At 73.8% G+C, this 15,499-nt stretch carries 4 protein-coding genes; 1 reads left to right on the plus strand and 3 read right to left on the minus strand.

What is annotated here, in order from left to right; genetic code table 11:
• Positions 1-60: 60 nt before the first annotated feature.
• The 3 genes from ACZ52R_RS06025 to ACZ52R_RS06035 are packed head-to-tail and all read right to left on the minus strand — an operon-like array spanning position 61 to position 13,579.
• Positions 61-1,209: a nucleotide disphospho-sugar-binding domain-containing protein gene (locus tag ACZ52R_RS06025; RefSeq protein WP_465619440.1), complete on the minus strand. Its 1,149-nt coding sequence runs from the start codon at positions 1,207-1,209 to the stop codon at positions 61-63.
• Positions 1,206-2,999 (minus strand): condensation domain-containing protein, encoded by a 1,794-nt coding sequence (locus ACZ52R_RS06030; RefSeq protein ID WP_465752851.1) that lies wholly within the window; start codon positions 2,997-2,999, stop codon positions 1,206-1,208. The genes ACZ52R_RS06025 and ACZ52R_RS06030 overlap by 4 nt, the downstream gene beginning before the upstream one ends.
• Positions 2,996-13,579: an amino acid adenylation domain-containing protein gene (locus ACZ52R_RS06035; protein WP_465752853.1), complete on the minus strand. Its 10,584-nt coding sequence runs from the start codon at positions 13,577-13,579 to the stop codon at positions 2,996-2,998. Before ACZ52R_RS06035 ends, ACZ52R_RS06030 begins: the two co-directional genes overlap by 4 nt.
• Before the next feature lie 652 nt (positions 13,580-14,231).
• On the opposite strand from ACZ52R_RS06035, the gene ACZ52R_RS06040 reads away from it, so the two are divergent.
• Entirely contained in the window at positions 14,232-15,473 is a 1,242-nt protein-coding gene (locus ACZ52R_RS06040) for a cytochrome P450 (protein WP_465619434.1), read from the plus strand.
• The last annotated feature ends 26 nt before the right edge of the window (positions 15,474-15,499 follow it).

The raw sequence follows: 15,499 nt of genomic DNA on the forward strand, positions 1-15,499 counted from the left end.
AGTCGGGTCCTTCCGCGCGACGCGCTCGGGCGGTCCGGTGAAGCGCGCCGGTCGAGCCGGTCAGTGCCCGGCGACCAGCTCCTCCAGTCGCGTGACCAGTGCCGCCGGGCTGGGCCGGGAGGCGATCTCGGCCTGCACCTCGCGGGCGGCCTGTCGGTGGTCCGGCGCGTCGAGCAGCCGCAGCAGGCCGTCCTTCACGGCGGTCGCGGTCGCCTCGTGTGGGGCGAGGGCCAGGCCGACGCCCCGGGCCGCGATCACGGCGGCGTTCGCCGGCTGGTCGGCGAGCCGCGGCACGACCAGTTGCGGGACGCCGTGGACCAGCGCGGTCAGCGCGGTGCCGGCTCCGCCGTGGTGGACGATGGCGGCGCAGGTCGGCAGCAGCGTACTGAGCGGCACCCAGCCGGCCACCCGCACGTTGTCCGGCACCGGGCCCAGGGCCGCCGCCTGGTCCTCTCCCATGGCGAGGATGAGTTCGACGTCCAGGCCGCCGCACTCCTGCAGGAACGCGCTGAGCTCGTCGAGCTCGCCGGAGAGCGGCAGCACACTGCCCAGGGTCAGGCAGACCCGCGGCCGGGACGGCGCCGCCAGCGCCCACTCGGGCAGCAGCCGGCTCTCGTTGTAGGGCACGTACCGCATCGACCACTCGGCCGCGTCGTCGTGGCCTCCCATGCTCGGCGGTCGGACGTCGATCGCCGCGGCCGCGGCGGCCGGCTCGTCCAGGCCCAGCTTGGCCCGCGTGGGTTCCAGGTACTGGGCGATGGACCGGCGGTACGTCGTCGCCTGCTCGTCGCTGCCAGCCCAGGCCAGCCGGACGCTCTGCTCCACGTACGGGACGCCGAGCGCGGTGGCCACCAGCGGCCCGGCGCCCTGCTCCAGGGTGGACAGCACGAGGTCGGGCCGGAACTCCTCGGCGACCTTCAGCAGGCCCTCGGCCATCTCCTCGCCGAACAGTCCGAGCCCGCCGCGTCGGGGCCGCGGTTCGCCGGGCGGCGTCATGTTGATCGCGTGGCTGGCCGCCATGAACTCGCCGAACACGTCGCGGCCGGGGCACACGTCGACCGCCGGGAGTCCGGCCGCGACCAGCGTTTCGGCGGCCTGGCCGTTGTTGGCGACCAGGACCTCGTGCCCGGCGGTCCGCAGCGCCCAGGCGAGCGGCACGGTGGGCAGGAAGAGGCCGGAGCCCGGGGCGGCCATGGACAGTACTCTCATTGCAGGTTCCCTTCCGAAGCGTGCGCGTCGTCGACGAGCAGCCGGGGCGTTCCCGGGCTGCTGCCGTCGAGGCGTTCGACGAGGCCGGTCGTGGTGATGAGCAGGGCGGGACGCGCATCGGCGAGCATGAATGCGATGCGTTCGGCCGGATAGCCGGGGTCGATCGGCAGGTAGGCCGCGCCGGTCTTCAGGACGGCGAGCATGGCCACCACCATCTCGGTCGACCGCGGCACCGCCAGGGCGACGATGGCCTCGGGCCCGATGCCCCGGCCGCCGAGGTCGGCCGCCAGTCGGTTCGCCCGGTCGTCCAACTCCCGGTAGGAGGTGGCCTGCTGACCGTAGCGGACGGCGACGCTGTCCGGTGTGGCGGCGGCCTGTGCGGCGAACAGCTCGGCCACCGAGCGGTCCGGCACCGGACGGGCCGTGTCGTTCAGCCCGACGATCAGCCGGTGCCGTTCCTCCGCCGTCAGCACGTCGATGTCGCCGACGGCGGCGTCCGACGCACCGGTGGCGAAGCCGCCGAGCAGGTGGACGAAGCGGTCGGCGACGCGCCGGGCCGCGGCGCCGGTGAGGAGGTCCGGGCGGTAGCCGAAGCAGAGCACGAGGGTCTCGCCCGGGTGGGCGATCAGGCTCAGCGGGTAGTGGATGCTGTTGTGCGCCTCCGTGCCCGTCACGCGCACGCCGGCGACGGAGTCGACGGTCCGGTCCAGCGGGTAGTTCTCGAACACCACGAGCGAGTCGAAGAGGTCACCGTCGATGTCCGACAGGCCCTGGATCTCGGTCAGTCCGAGGTACTGGTGGGCGCCGAGCCGGGACTGCTCCTCCTGGAGCCGCGCGAACAGTCCGCCGAGGGTCTCCCGCGGGTCGATCCGGACCCGCACCGGCACGGTGTTGACCAGCATCCCGACCATGGCCTCGACGTCGCGCAGCTCGGGTGCCCGGCCGGCCACCGTGGTACCGAAGACGACGTCGTCACGGCCCGTCAGACGGGACAGCAGCAGGCCCCAGGTGCCCTGGACCACCGTGTTGACGGTCAGGCCCAGCAGCCGGGCGCGTTCGGCGACGGCCGCGGTCAGGTCCCGGGGCACGGTGACCAGCACCTGCTCGGTCGGCACTGCCGTACGGCTGTCCGCGTTCGGCGCCACCCGGGTGGCCTCCTCCAGGCCGGTCAGCGCCGCGCGCCACGCCGCCCGGGCCTGCGGAGCGTCCTGGTGGGCCCGCCAGGCGAAGAACTCCTGCAGCGGCACGGCGGCCGGCAGCGCCGACGCGCCGCCGCCGGCGCCGTAGACCTCGAAGAGCTCGCGCAGCAGCAGCCCGGTGGACCAGCCGTCCAGCACGGCGTGGTGGTTCGTCAGCACCAGCCGGAACCGGTCGGACCGGCGCCGGATCAGCGTGAACCGCAGCAGCGGGGCCGCGGCCAGGTCGAACCGGCGGGTGCGGGCCTCCCGGGTGATCCGTTCGACCTCGGCCTCCCGGTCGCCGTCGGCGACCGCGGTGAGGTCCGCCTCCTCCCACGGCAGCGGCACCTCCGACTGGACCACCTGCACGGTGTCGCCGGTGGCCCGGCGCCGGAAGCTCGCCCGCAGGGTCGGGTGGCGCCGTACCACGGCCTCCACCGACCGCCGCAGCACGGCGGCGTCGAGCGGTCCTTCCAGGTCCAGCACCACCTGGACGTTGTACAGGGCCGATCCGTCCTCGTCGTACGCCGCGTGGAACACCAGTCCTTCCTGGACGGGCGTCAGCGGTAGGACGGTCTCGATCCTGGGCGTGCGCTTCGTTGCCGTTGTCACAGGTCCCCCTCCAGGGCCAGTTCTTCCTGAAGCTGGTCGATCTCGTCCTGGGAGAGCGAGACCAGTGGCAGGTCGGAGGGGCTCTGGCCCCCCGAGTCGGGCCGCTGGGCATGGTCGACCAGGGCCCGCAGGACGCGGAACCAGGTGGCTCCCAGGTCCTCGACCTCCGCGGCCGTGAACAGCTCAGCCGCCCAGGACCACTCGGCCACGAGCACCGGCTCCGCGCCGTCGTCCTCCCGGACGAGCGTGTTGACCTCCACCGCGTGCGCCAGCGGCAGGCCCGGGTCGGCGCCGCCGGTGAACCCGCCGACCTCGTGCGCCGGCGCCCACGCGCCGGACCCGGCGGGCGTGCCGAACCGGCCGAGGTGGTTGAAGCCGATCTGCGGCACCGGCAGCCCCGCGAGCGCTTGCCGGGTGCGCGGGTTGAGGTGGCGCAGCAGGCCGTAGCCCAGACCGTGGTCGGGGATGGCGGCCAGCTGCTCCTTGACCCGCTTCAGCACCCGTCCGGTCTCGGGCCCGGCCGCCCACAGGTCCGGCCACTCGACGGCGCCCGGGTCCAGCCGGACCGGGTGGACGGTGGTGAACCAGCCCACGGTGCGGGACAGGTCCACGCCGCCGACCGCGTCCTCCTCCCGGCCGTGGCCCTCGACGTCCACCAGCACCGGCGCGGCGGGACGGCCCCGCCGACGGGACCAGTCCTGCACGGCCAGGGCCACCGCGGTGAGCAGGACGTCGTTGACCGTGGCGTGGAAGACGGTGGTCACGTCGGTCAGCAGCGCCTTGGTGGCGTCCGCCGGCAGCGTCAGCTCCACGGTGCGCCGGGAGGCCACCACGTCCCGGGCCGGGTCCGGCGCCCGGCGGCCGAGCGGCGCGTCGGCGCCGTCCAGCATCGCCGTCCACAGGCCGAGTTCCGCCGTCCGCCGGTCGCTGCCGGCCTCCTCGGCGAGCAGCCTCGACCAGCGGCGCAGCGAGGTGCCGACCGGGGCCACCGCGGTGTCGGCGCCGCGCCGCAGCGCGTCGGCGGCCTCCGCCAGGTCGCCGAGCAGGATGCGCCAGGAGACGCCGTCCACCGCGAGGTGGTGCACGGCCAGCAGCAGGTGTCCGGGCGCGGCCGGTCCGGCGTCGAGCCACACGGCCTGCCACACGGTGCCGTGCTCGGGGGCCAGCCGGTCCCAGGCGCGCTCGGCCTGGCGCCGGGCGGCCTCGCGCAGCGCGTCCCCGGTCAGCCCGGCGACGTCGTGGCGGGCGAACCGGTCCGCGAGGTCTTCGCCCGGCTCGGTGATCTCCAGGTCCCAGCGGGTGTCGTCGTCCTTGCGGTGCAGCCGCAGCCGCAGGGCCTCGTGACGGTCCACCACCGACCGCAGCGCCGCCGTGAGCGTCGGCTCGTCGATGCCGGCGGGCAGCCGGACGAACATCGACTGGTTGAACCGGTCGACCGGGCCGCCCAGTTCGCGCAGCCACTCCATCACCGGAGTCGGTGCCAGCGGCCCCGGACCGGCCTCGGTGTCCTCCTCGGCCACCGGGTCGGCCTGCTCGCGCGCCACCCTGGCCAGGTTCGCCGGGGTGCGGTGGTCGAAGACGTCCCGGGGGGTGAACTCCAGGCCCTGGCGCCGGGCCTGGCTCACCAGCTGGATCGAGGTGATGCTGTCCCCGCCGAGCGCGAAGAAGCTCTCGTCGGGCCCGACCAGCGGCACGCCCAGGGTCTGTGCGAAGAGTCCGCACAGCAGTTCCTCGCGCGAGGTCCGCGGGGCCCGGCCGGTGTCCGGGGCGTGCTCGCCCGGGTCGGCCGCCGGCAGGGCGGCCCGGTCCAGCTTTCCGTTGGCGGTGACCGGCAGCCGCTCCAGGAGGACGTAGCCGGCCGGGACCATGTAGCCGGGCAGCTCGCTCGCGGTCCGCTCCGCGAGGTCGGTGACGTCCGGTTCGGCGCCGGGACGCGGGACCACGTAGGCGATCAGCCGGGTGGTGCCCGCCGAGGTGTCGCGGGCCAGCACGACGGCCTGGGCCACGTCCGGATGGCGGGCCACCACCGCCTCGATCTCGCCGAGTTCGATCCGGTGGCCGCGGACCTTCACCTGGGTGTCGGTGCGGCCCAGGTAGTCCAGCGCGCCGTCGGGCAGCCGACGGGCGAGGTCGCCGGTGCGGTACATCCGGCTTCCCGGCGCGCCGTACGGGTCGGCGACGAAGCGGTCGGCGGTCAGCGCGGGCCGGTTGAGGTAGCCGCGCGCGACACCGGTGCCCGCCAGGTACAGCTCGCCGGGCACCCCGGCCGGGACCGGGCGCAGCCAGCGGTCCAGCACGTAGGCCCGGGTGTGCGGCAGCGGGCGGCCGATGGGCGGGGCGAGCACCTGGTCGTCGGCGCACGTCCAGTCGGTGGCGTACACCGTCGCCTCGGTCGGCCCGTAGAGGTTGACGATCTCCGTACCGGGCAGCGACTGCCGGATCCGCCGCACCAGGGGCTCGGGCAGGGCCTCACCCGCCAGGACGAGCCGCCGGGCCGCGAAGGTCGGCGACGGGTCGGCGAGCAGCGCGGCCAGCGCCGACGGGACGCCGCTGATGAGCGAGCCCTGCCAGGGCCGTTCGGCCAGTTCCAGCAGATCGCGGACGATCTCCAGCTGCCCGCCGGCGGCCAGCGGGGCGAACAGCTCGAACACCGAGACGTCGAAGGAGAGCGAGGTGGCGGCCAGGACCCGCTGCAGTCCCTCGCCGCCGAAGCGCTCCACCGCCCAGCCCACCAGCGCGTTCATGGCCGCGCGCGACACGGCGACGGCCTTGGGGCGGCCGGTGGACCCGGAGGTGTAGATGACGTAGGCGAGCGAACCGTCGGGCGCGGACGGGAGGGCGCCGGACGGGAGGGTGCCGGACGGGACGGCCGCGTCGCCGGGCGTGCCGGGGTCGTCCAGCGCGAGCCGCGCCAGTCGGTCCGCCGGCGGCAGCCCCGGCACCTCCTCGCCGCTGGTGAGCACCAGCACCGGCGCGGCGTCTCGGACCATGAACGCGGTCCGCTCGGCCGGGTGCCGGTGGTCCAGCGGCAGGTAGCCGGCGCCGGTCCTGAGCACGGCCAGCAGCGCGACCATCAGTTCGGCCGAGCGCGGCACCGCCACCGCGACCAGGTCCTCCGGTCCGACGCCGCGGGCCCGCAGGTGCCGGGCCAGCCGGTCGGCCCGCTCGTCGAGCTCGCGGTAGGTCAGCGTTTCGGCCGCGCCGACCACCGCGATGCGGCCGGGTTCCCGCGCCGCCCAGTCCCGTACGGCCTCGGCCACGGCGACCGGGGCCGCCGGGCGGCCGGTGTCGTTCCACTCCTCGGTGAGCTGCCGTGTCTCGGCCGGCTCCAGGGCCTCGATCCGGTCCGCCCGGGTGTCCGGGCCCGCCTCGGCGATCTCCCGGAGCAGCCGGGTGTAGCGCCGCACGATCTGCTCGGCGTCGGCGGCCGCGAACAGGTCCGGCCGGTACGTGAACTGCAGGTCGAGCGAGGGGTCAGGGGTGGCGATCAGGGCCAGCGGGTAGTGCACGTCGTTGTGCGTGCGGACGGCGCCCACCCGCAGGCCGGTCCGCGCGCCGCGGTTCAGGGCGTCCGGGTCCAGCGGGTAGTTCTCGAACACGGTGAGCGTGTCGAAGAGTTCGCCGTCGACGCCGGTCAGGCGCTGGATCTCGGCGATCCCGAGGTGCTGGTGGGCGGCGAGGCGGGACTGCTCGTCCTGAAGCCTGGCCAGCAGCGCGCCGATCGGCTCGTCGGGGCGCAGCCGCAGCCGCACCGGGACGGTGTTGATGAAGCAGCCGATCATCGTCTCGGTGCCCGGCAGCTCGGGCGGCCGTCCGGAGACGGTGGTGCCGAAGACGATGTCCTCGCTGCCGGTGAGTCGGCTCAGCAGGAGCCCCCAGGCGGCCTGCACGACCGTGTTGAGCGTGACGCCGTACTCCCGGGCCCGCCCGGTCAGCGCGGCGGTGACGGATTCGGGCAGCCGGACGGAGCGGGAGTCGGGCTGGACGGAGGCGTGCACGTCACCGTGCGGAGCCAGCCGGGTCGGCGCGTCGAGTCCGCCGAGCGCCGCCTGCCACGCCTGCTCGGCCGCGGTACGGTCCTGGCCGGCCCGCCAGTCCAGGTAGGTGCGCCAGGAGCCGGCCGGCCGCGCCGGTGCGTCGGCGCCCCGGGTGCCGTAGTGGGCGAACAGCTCCTGCAGCAGCAGGGGCATCGACCAGCCGTCCAGGACGATGTGGTGGTTGGTCACCGCGAGGGTGTGGCGGCCTTCGCCGAGGCGCAGCAGCGTCAGGCGCAGCAGGGGTGCCTCGGCCAGGTCGAAGCGGCGGCTCAGGTCGTCCCGGAGCGCCGCCTCGGCCTGGGCGGCCCGCTGCTCGGGGTCGAGCCCGCTCAGGTCCAGGTACCGCCACGGCGCCGGGACCTCGGCCCGGACCACGTGGACCAGGCCGCCGCTCGCCCGGTGCCGTACGCAGGTGCGCAGCACCGGGTGGCGGCGCAGCAGGGCCTCGGCGGCCTCGCGCAGCGTCCCGGGATCGATCTCGCCGTCCAGGTCGAGGGCGATCTGGACGTGGTAGACGTCCGGCGCGTGGTCGTCGTACGCGGCGTGGAAGGCCAGGCCCTCCTGGAGCGGCGTCAGCGGCAGGACGTCCTCGACGTCGGGGCAGACGGCCTCGATCTCGTCGATGTCCTGCTGGTCGAGCCGGGTGAGCGGGAAGTCGGACGGCGTGTGGCCGCCGGCGCGCGGTCGGCGGGCGTGGGTGGCCAGCGCGCGCAGGGCGGTGGACCAGGTGTCGGCAAGGTCGCGGACCTCGTCCTCGGTGAGCAGGTCCGCGGGCCAGGACCACTCGGCGGACAGCCGGGGGCCGTTCTTCCCGTTCTCCCCGTCGTGCCCGTCGTGCCCGTCGTGCCCGTCGTGCCCGTCCTTCCGGCCCTCGCCGTCCTCGCCGTCCTCGTGGACGAGCGCGTTGATCTCCAGCGTGTGGGCGAAGGGCGTGCCGGGGTCGGTGTGTCCGGCCAGTGCGCTGCCGTCGCGCACCGGAGTCCAGGTGCCCCGGCCGCGGGTGGTGAGGGAGCGGCCGAGGTAGTTGAAGAGGACGTCCGGGCTGCCGAGGTCGGCCAGGGCCGTGGCGGCCTGCGGGTTGAGGTGGCGCAGCAGCCCGAAGCCCAGTCCCTTGCCGGGCACCGCCGCCAGCTGCTCCTTGACCGAGCGCAGCGCCGTTCCGACGGCCTGGCCAGTAGCCCAGGTCTCGGCCGGTTCGGTCACGCCGGGGTCGAGGCGCACCGGGAAGAGGCTGGTGAACCATCCGACGGTGCGGGACAGGTCGGCTCCCGGGACGGTCTCCTCCTCGCGGCCGTGCCCCTCCAGGTCGACCAGCACCGGCGCGGTCTCGTGCCCGCGCCGCCGGCGCCAGTCCTGCAGGGCCAGGGCCAGGGCGGCGAGCAGGACGTCGTTCGCGCCGGCGTGGAAGGCGGTGGTCACCTCGGTGAGGAGCGCCGCGGTGGTGTCGGCGTCGACGGAGGACACCAGGGTGCGCCGGGTGGCGAGGACGTCCCGGGTGGGATCGAGCGCGCGTGCGCCGAGCGGGGCGGTGGCGCCGGAGAGCGTCTCCCGCCAGTGGTCGAGCTCGCCGACCACGTCGGCGGTGCCGGCCCGCTCGGCCAGCTGCTGCGACCACTGCCGCAGCGAGGTGCCCACCGGGGCGGGTGCGGGGCGCCCGCCCTCGGCGAGGGCGGCGTAGGCGTCGGCCAGGTCGGGCACCAGGACGCGCCAGGACACCCCGTCCACGGCCAGGTGGTGGACGGCCAGGAACAGCCTGCCGCGGCGGGTCGGGCCGGCGTCGAACCAGACGGCCTGCACCAGGACGCCGCGCTCGGGGTCGAGCCGGTCGAGGGCGGCTTCCTCCCAGGTCCGCAGCTCCGCCTCGGTGGGTTCGCCGGTCTGGGTGACGGCCACCCGTTGCAGGCACCCGGCGGCGTCGACGGCGCCGGCCGGCCGTACCGTCAGCGACCACGCGTCGTCGACGTCCCGGTCCAGCCGCAGGCGCAGCGCGTCGTGGTGGTCGAGCACGGTCTGCAGGGCGTCGCCGAGGGTCTCCAGGCGCAGTCCGGCGGGCACGTCGAGACGCATCGACTGGCTGAACCTGCCGACCGGGCCGCCGAGTTCACGCAGCTGGTGGACGATCGGCAGCAGCCGAACGGGACCGACTCCGGTGCCGGGCACCGGGGCCTGGGTGTCCTGGGTACGGGCCACCTCGGCGAGCCGGGCGACCGTCCGGTGCTCGAAGACTTCGCGCGGGGTGAACAGCACTCCGGCGCCGCGCGCGCGGCTGACCAGCTGGATCGCGCCGATGCTGTCGCCGCCGTGGTCGAAGAAGCTGTCGTCGGCACCGATGCCGGGCAGGCCCAGGACCTCGGCGAACAGCCGGCTCAGCAGTTCCTCGCGCGGACCCCGGGCCGGTCGGCTGCCGCCGGTGGCGCGGAACTCCGGTGCGGGCAGGGCGCGTCGGTCCAGCTTCCCGTTGGCCGTGGTGGGCAGCGCGTCGAGCACCATGACGGCGGCCGGGACCATGTAGTCGGGCAGGTTCTCCCGCAGGTGCTCGCGCAGGGCGGCGGCGAGCCGGCCGGCCTCGCGGCCGACCGCGGGGTTGTTGGTCAGGGCCGGCGGCGCCGCCGCGGCCGGGAGGAAGACGTCGGTCAGGGCCGCGGTGGCGGCGTCCGTCCGGGAGCTCAGGAAGAGCACGTCGAGTTCGCCGTCGGAGCCCTCGCCGGACCAGGTGACCACCGTGCGGTAGCCGAGGTCTTCGCCGAGCGCGTGGAAGGCCTCGGGCAGCGGGCCGGCCGGGACGTCGCCGTCCACCGCCTGCCGGACGTCCGCCATCGGCGCCCCGGCGAACAGCTGCCGGGTGGCGGAGACCTCGGGCGCCAGGCAGGCGTTGGGCACGCCGGTGATCCGCAGCCGGGCCGGCGCGTCGGTGGCGAGCCGGTGCCGCAGCGCGGTCAGGTCGGCGACCTCGGTGCCCCAGTCCGCGTCCGGCACGTCGAGCAGCGAGACGGGCCGGTGCTCCGAGCGCTTGTGCAGGACCACGTCGTAGCGGTAGCGGCTCAGTTCGGTGTCGTAGTCGCCGCGCTTGACCCGGATGTCGACGCCGGCGAGGTCGTCGGTCTCCTGCTGGAGCGCGGTGAAGAACCGCGGGTCGACCAGGAGTTCGTTCTCCTGCCGGGTCCGCTGTTCCACGGCCCGGCGCACGGCCTGCGGGTCCGCGTCCGCCGGGCTGTGCGCGAGTTGCACACCGGTGGCGAGGTACTGACGGAGCCTCAGATCGCGGACGTCTCCGAGGAACACGGCGCCGCCGGGGCGCAGCAGGCCGAGCGCTCCGCGCAGGACGGTCCCGAGGTACTCCGCGGTGGGGAAGTACTGCGCCACGGAGTTGATGACCACGGTGTCGAAGAAGTCCTCGGGCAGCCCGGCCGGGTCGTCGGCCGGCTGGGTGCGCAGCTCCACCCGCCCGGCCAGGTCCGGCCGGGTGTCGAGGTGCCGGCGCAGCGCGGCGATCGCCGCGGGGGAGAAGTCGGTCGCCCAGTACCGCTCGGTGTCCGGCGCGAGCCGGGCGAGCAGCAGGCCGCTGCCGACGCCGATCTCCAGTACCCGGCGGGGCCGGAGGGCGCGGATCGCCTCCACCGTCCGGTCGCGCCACTGCCGCATGTCCTCCAGCGGCAGCGGGCGGTCGGTGTAGCTGCTGTCCCAGCCGGCGAACTCCTCGCCGAAGGCGGCCTCGGACTGCGCGCCGTACATCGACTGGTACAGCTGCTGCCACTGGTCGACGTGCTCGCCGTGGGTCCGCTCCTGCACGGAGGCGAGGCGGTTGCGCTCGGGCACCACGTAGCCGACGAGGTACTTTCCGGACGAGCGGTCGTCGCGGGCCACCACCACCGCCTCGCCGACCTCGGGGTGCTCGCCGAGGACCGAGGCGATCTCGCCGGGTTCGATCCGCACGCCCCGGATCTTCACCTGGTCGTCGGTCCGGCCCAGGTAGGCCAGCTGCCCGTCGGCGTCCCACCGGGCGAGGTCGCCGGTGCGGTACATCCGCTCACCGGGCCGGCCGAACGGGCAGGCCACGAAGCGCTCCGCGGTGACGGTGGGCCGGCCGAGGTAGCCGCGCGCGAGGCCGGTGCCGGCCAGGTAGAGCTCGCCGGGCACGCCGTCGGGCACCGGCTCCAGGGCCTGGTTCAGCACGTACACCCGGGTGTTGGCGATCGGGAGTCCGATCGGCGGGGCGCCGGTGCGTGCCGGGTCGCACTGCCAGGACGTCACGTCGATGGACGCCTCGGTCGGTCCGTACAGGTTGTGCAGCTCGCAGTCGAGGACGGCGAAGAACCGGTCGGCGAGTTCGGCGGGCAGCGCTTCACCGCTGCAGATCACCCGGCGCAGGCCGGTGCACCGGGCGGTCTCGGGCTCGGCCAGGAAGGCCTGGAGCATGGCGGGGACGAAGTGGACGGTGGTGACCTGCTGTTCGCGGATCACCGCGGCGAGGTAGCCCGGGTCGCGGTGCAGCCCGGGGTCGGCCATCACCAGGGTCGCGCCGCTCACCAGGGGCCAGAAGAACTCCCAGACGGAGACGTCGAATCCGCAGGACGTCTTCTGCAGCACCCGGTCCTGCGCGGTCAGCCGGTAGCGGTCCTGCATCCACTGCAGCCGGTTCGCCAGGCCGGCGTGGGTGTTGACCGCTCCCTTGGGCCGGCCGGTCGAGCCGGAGGTGTAGATGACGTAGGAGGGCGAGTCCGGCGTGAGCGGGCGCGGGCGGTCGGCCTGGGTGACGTCCCGGCCGGGCGCCGCTTCCAGGGCCGTCGCCGGCTCGGCGTCGTCGAGCAGCAGCTGCGGGGTGGCCGTGGCATGGGGCAGCCGGGGCACGGTGTCCTGCGTGGTGATCAGCAGCGCCGGCCGGGCGTCGTCGAGCATGTACGCGATGCGGTCGGTCGGGTAGTCCGGGTCGACCGGCAGGAACGCGGCACCGGACTTGACCACGGCCAGCAGGGCGGTGACCAGGTCCACGGACCGCGGCACCGCGAGCGCGACGACGTCCTCCGGGCCGAGGCCGCGGGCGAGCAGCAGCGCCGCGAGCCGGTTCGCCCGCTCGTTCAGCTCCCGGTACGAGAGGCCGTGCGGCCCGTGCACCACGGCCGGGGCGTCCGGGGTGGCCGCCACTCGGGCCTGGAACAGGTCGACGACCGTCTCGGGGCCGGTCGGCCGCCCGGTGTCGTTGCGGCCGACGAGTAGCCGTTCCAGGTCGTCGGTCCGGAAGACGTCGAGCTCGTGGCACGGGGTGTCCGGGTCCGCCTCGGCCATCTGTTCCAGCAGTCGCAGCAGGCCCTGGCCGTGCACCCGCAGATCGGCGCGGCGGTAGAGCTCGGTGTTGCCGTCGACGTCGATCCGTCCGCTTCCCCGCCGGACGTCTCCGTAGAACACGAAGGCCAGGTCGTCGACCGGTCCGTTGGTCAGGTTGTGGATCGTCGTCGCGCATCCGGCGAGATCCACGTCCTGGTCGAAGAACTGCAGGTTGACGTGCGGCCCGACCAGCGGGCTGCTTTCCTCTCCCGCGCCGAGGTCGTTGCGCAGATCCTCATATCGGTAGCGCTGGTGCCGAAGGCCGAGCAGCATTTCCGCGGAGACGTTCTGCAGCAATCCGGACAGCGGCAGCTCCGGTCCCGCCATAACGCGCAGCGGCACCACGTTGGACATCATTCCGGGAATACCGCGTATGGCCTTGCCGAACCGGGCGGTAACGGGCAGCCCGAGCACGACGTCCGTTTCACCGGTGAGTCGTGCGGTGTAACGGGCGGCGGCCGCGGCGTAAACGGCCGCAGGTGTCACGCCGCAACGCTGCGCCAGTTTGCCGAGTGCCTCGCTCAGCTCGCTCTCGATTTCCACCGTCTCGCGGGTCCGGCCGCCCTGACGATTCGGCTCGGCCTGTCCGAAGGTCGCCGGCGCCGGGCTGTCCGCCAGTTTCTCCATCCAGTACGCACGGTCCGTGTGGAATGCCGCGGACTCGCGATAGGCACGATCCGAGCGCAACATCTCCCCGAAATGGCCAAGGCCGTTCACATCGGCCCGGCCGGTCGCCAGCGCGGTGTACCGGGAGGCGGCTTCCCGTACGAACAATGCGCCGGAGAAGCCGTCGATGGCCACGTGGTGGGCCCGCAGGTACCACAGGTGACGGTCCTCGCCGATCCGCAGCAGCGCGAAGGAGTACATCCGGCCGCTGTCCGGGGCGAGCGGCACGGCGAGCTCGTCCTCCATCCAGGCCATCGCCGCCCGGTGCGGCTGCTCCTGGTCGCGCAGGTCCAGGCAGGGCATGACGAGTTCGGCCGAGTCGTCGACCACCTGCACCGGCTCCGGGCCGGACGCCACGATGCGGGCCCGCAGGGTCGGGGTGTCGGCGAAGGTCCCGCGGGCCGCCCGCACCAGCAGGTCGACGTCGAGCGGGCCGACGATGTCGGCGTACAGCGCGACGCTGTAGTCGAGGCCGTCCCGCGCGAAACGCTGGGCCAGCCATATTCCGGTCTGCGCGGAAGTAAGAGCGAATTCTTGACGCGCTGTTGCGGGCATGCAGAGTCCTTCGCAAAGCTGTTGGCGGTTGCAGTCAACTCACGAACAGGCGAGGTCCCGAGGATTGGATGGCGGTACCGCGTTGCGGCGGGCGCGCGCGTCCGGCTGTTTCCTTCGGGATCTCCGCGAGTTCCAGCGAAGCTTCAGCGCGAAGGCCCGGCGCGGTCCCAGCATCGACAAAACTGCACGATCACGTGCACATCCCCCGTCCCCCGTGTCTCGTGCCGTGCGTCCCGTTCCTCGACGTTCTCGAACAACAGTCCCGCAGGCACCGTTCCGCAGCGTACCCCGGCCAATAGAGTTCGCAAAGGCCTGGCCGGAACGCCGCCCTCCTGGCCGGAACCGTGCCCTCCGGTCGGGAAATCGGCGAAGACGGCACCGTCGGCGCCGTTCTCCCAGGTCAGACGACCCGTACCGACGCGCGGTCCTGACGTACCGTCGAAGATCACTCTTGACACTGCCGAGACAGGCTACCTAGGCTCCAGTTCCGTTGGCGTCAATTCGGGCTGCCCCTTCCGGTACTCGAATTCGACGATTCAGGGCGGTACGGGGGACTCCGTCTGAGTGGCCAGGCAAGCACGGCAGCCGGCCACTTTCAGCTCCTTTCGTCGCCGGCCCTCGTTAACCATTTCCTGCTCGCGGGGGCTATCTCATGACCGATCTCGCAGCTTTGACGAGCCTTTCCTACGACCAGCGCACCAAGGCGTTCCTGGAGTACCTGGACCGCGGTCGCGCCGCCGGCCCGGTGGCCAAGAGCTACCAGCCGGGTGTGTGGGAGGTGTTCGGCTACGACGAGGCACTCCAGGTGCTCGGCGACCACCGGACCTTCTCCAGTGACATGAACGACATGATCCCCGAGGACGAGCGGGAGCTGGCCAGCGCCGCCCAGGGCAACTTCCTCGGCGTCGACCCGCCCCACCACACCCGGATGCGTGAACTGGTGCGGCGCGCGTTCACGCCCAACGTCATCGCGAGTCTCGAACCGATCATCATCGAGACCGCGAACGAACTGCTGGACCAGATCGAGCTGTCGGCCGACGGCACCGGCACCTTCGACGTGGTGGCCGAGTACGCCGCCCCGCTGACCGCCCGGGTGATCGCCAAGCTCTTCGGCATCCCCGAGAAGGACCACGGGATGTTCACGGTCTGGGCGGACGCCCTGCTCGGCGCCAGGCCGGCCGGTGAGCTCGGCCGGGCCGACGAGTCCGCGGTGCGCGAACTGGGCGAGCTCGTCCGCTTCGCCTCCGCCTACCTCCTCGAGATCATCCACCAGCGCCGCGCCGAGCCCCAGGACGACCTGATCAGCGCCCTGGCGCAGGCGGAGGTCGACGGACGCTCCCTGGACGACCACGAAATCGTCGGCGTCATCGGCATGTTCGTGATCGCCGGACACCTGCCGTCCTCCGTGCTCGTCGGCAGCACCGTGATGAGTCTGGACAGCCACCCCGATGTCCTCGCCGAGGTCCGCTCCGACGTGGACCTCCTGCCCAAGGTCGTCGAGGAGGTGCTGCGCTGGCGCCCGCCGCTGGTGCGGGACCAGCGGGTGACGGCGTGTGAGACGGAGCTCGGCGGGGAGCGCATCCCGGCCGGCGCGGTGGTGTGCGTGTGGCTGCTCTCCGCCCAGCGCGACGCCGCCCACTTCGGCCGGGCCGAGGAGTTCGACATCCACCGGCCGAACCAGGGCCGGCACGTCGCCTTCGGCAAGGGCATCCACTACTGCCTGGGCGCGCCGCTGGCCCGCATGGAGGCGCGTATCGCGCTCACCGCCCTGCTGCAGCGCTTCGAGCAGATCGAGGTGCTGCCGGAGTCCGGCATCCAGTTCCACCCCTCGATCGGCGTCCTCGGCCCGGTCCGGCTGCCCGTCGCCGTGCGCCGCGCCACCCAGGCCGGCTGACCTCGCCGGGCCCGGGCCGCGACCGG

The organism is Kitasatospora sp. NPDC034023, assembly GCF_055575795.1.

Bases quoted from the DNA above. Each gene is read 5' to 3' on its own strand.
- ACZ52R_RS06035 (WP_465752853.1), bottom strand. From the start codon at position 13,579: ATGCCCGCAACAGCGCGTCAAGAATTCGCTCTTACTTCCGCGCAGACC.
- ACZ52R_RS06040 (WP_465619434.1), top strand. From the start codon at position 14,232: ATGACCGATCTCGCAGCTTTGACGAGCCTTTCCTACGACCAGCGCACC.
- ACZ52R_RS06025 (WP_465619440.1), bottom strand. From the start codon at position 1,209: ATGAGAGTACTGTCCATGGCCGCCCCGGGCTCCGGCCTCTTCCTGCCC.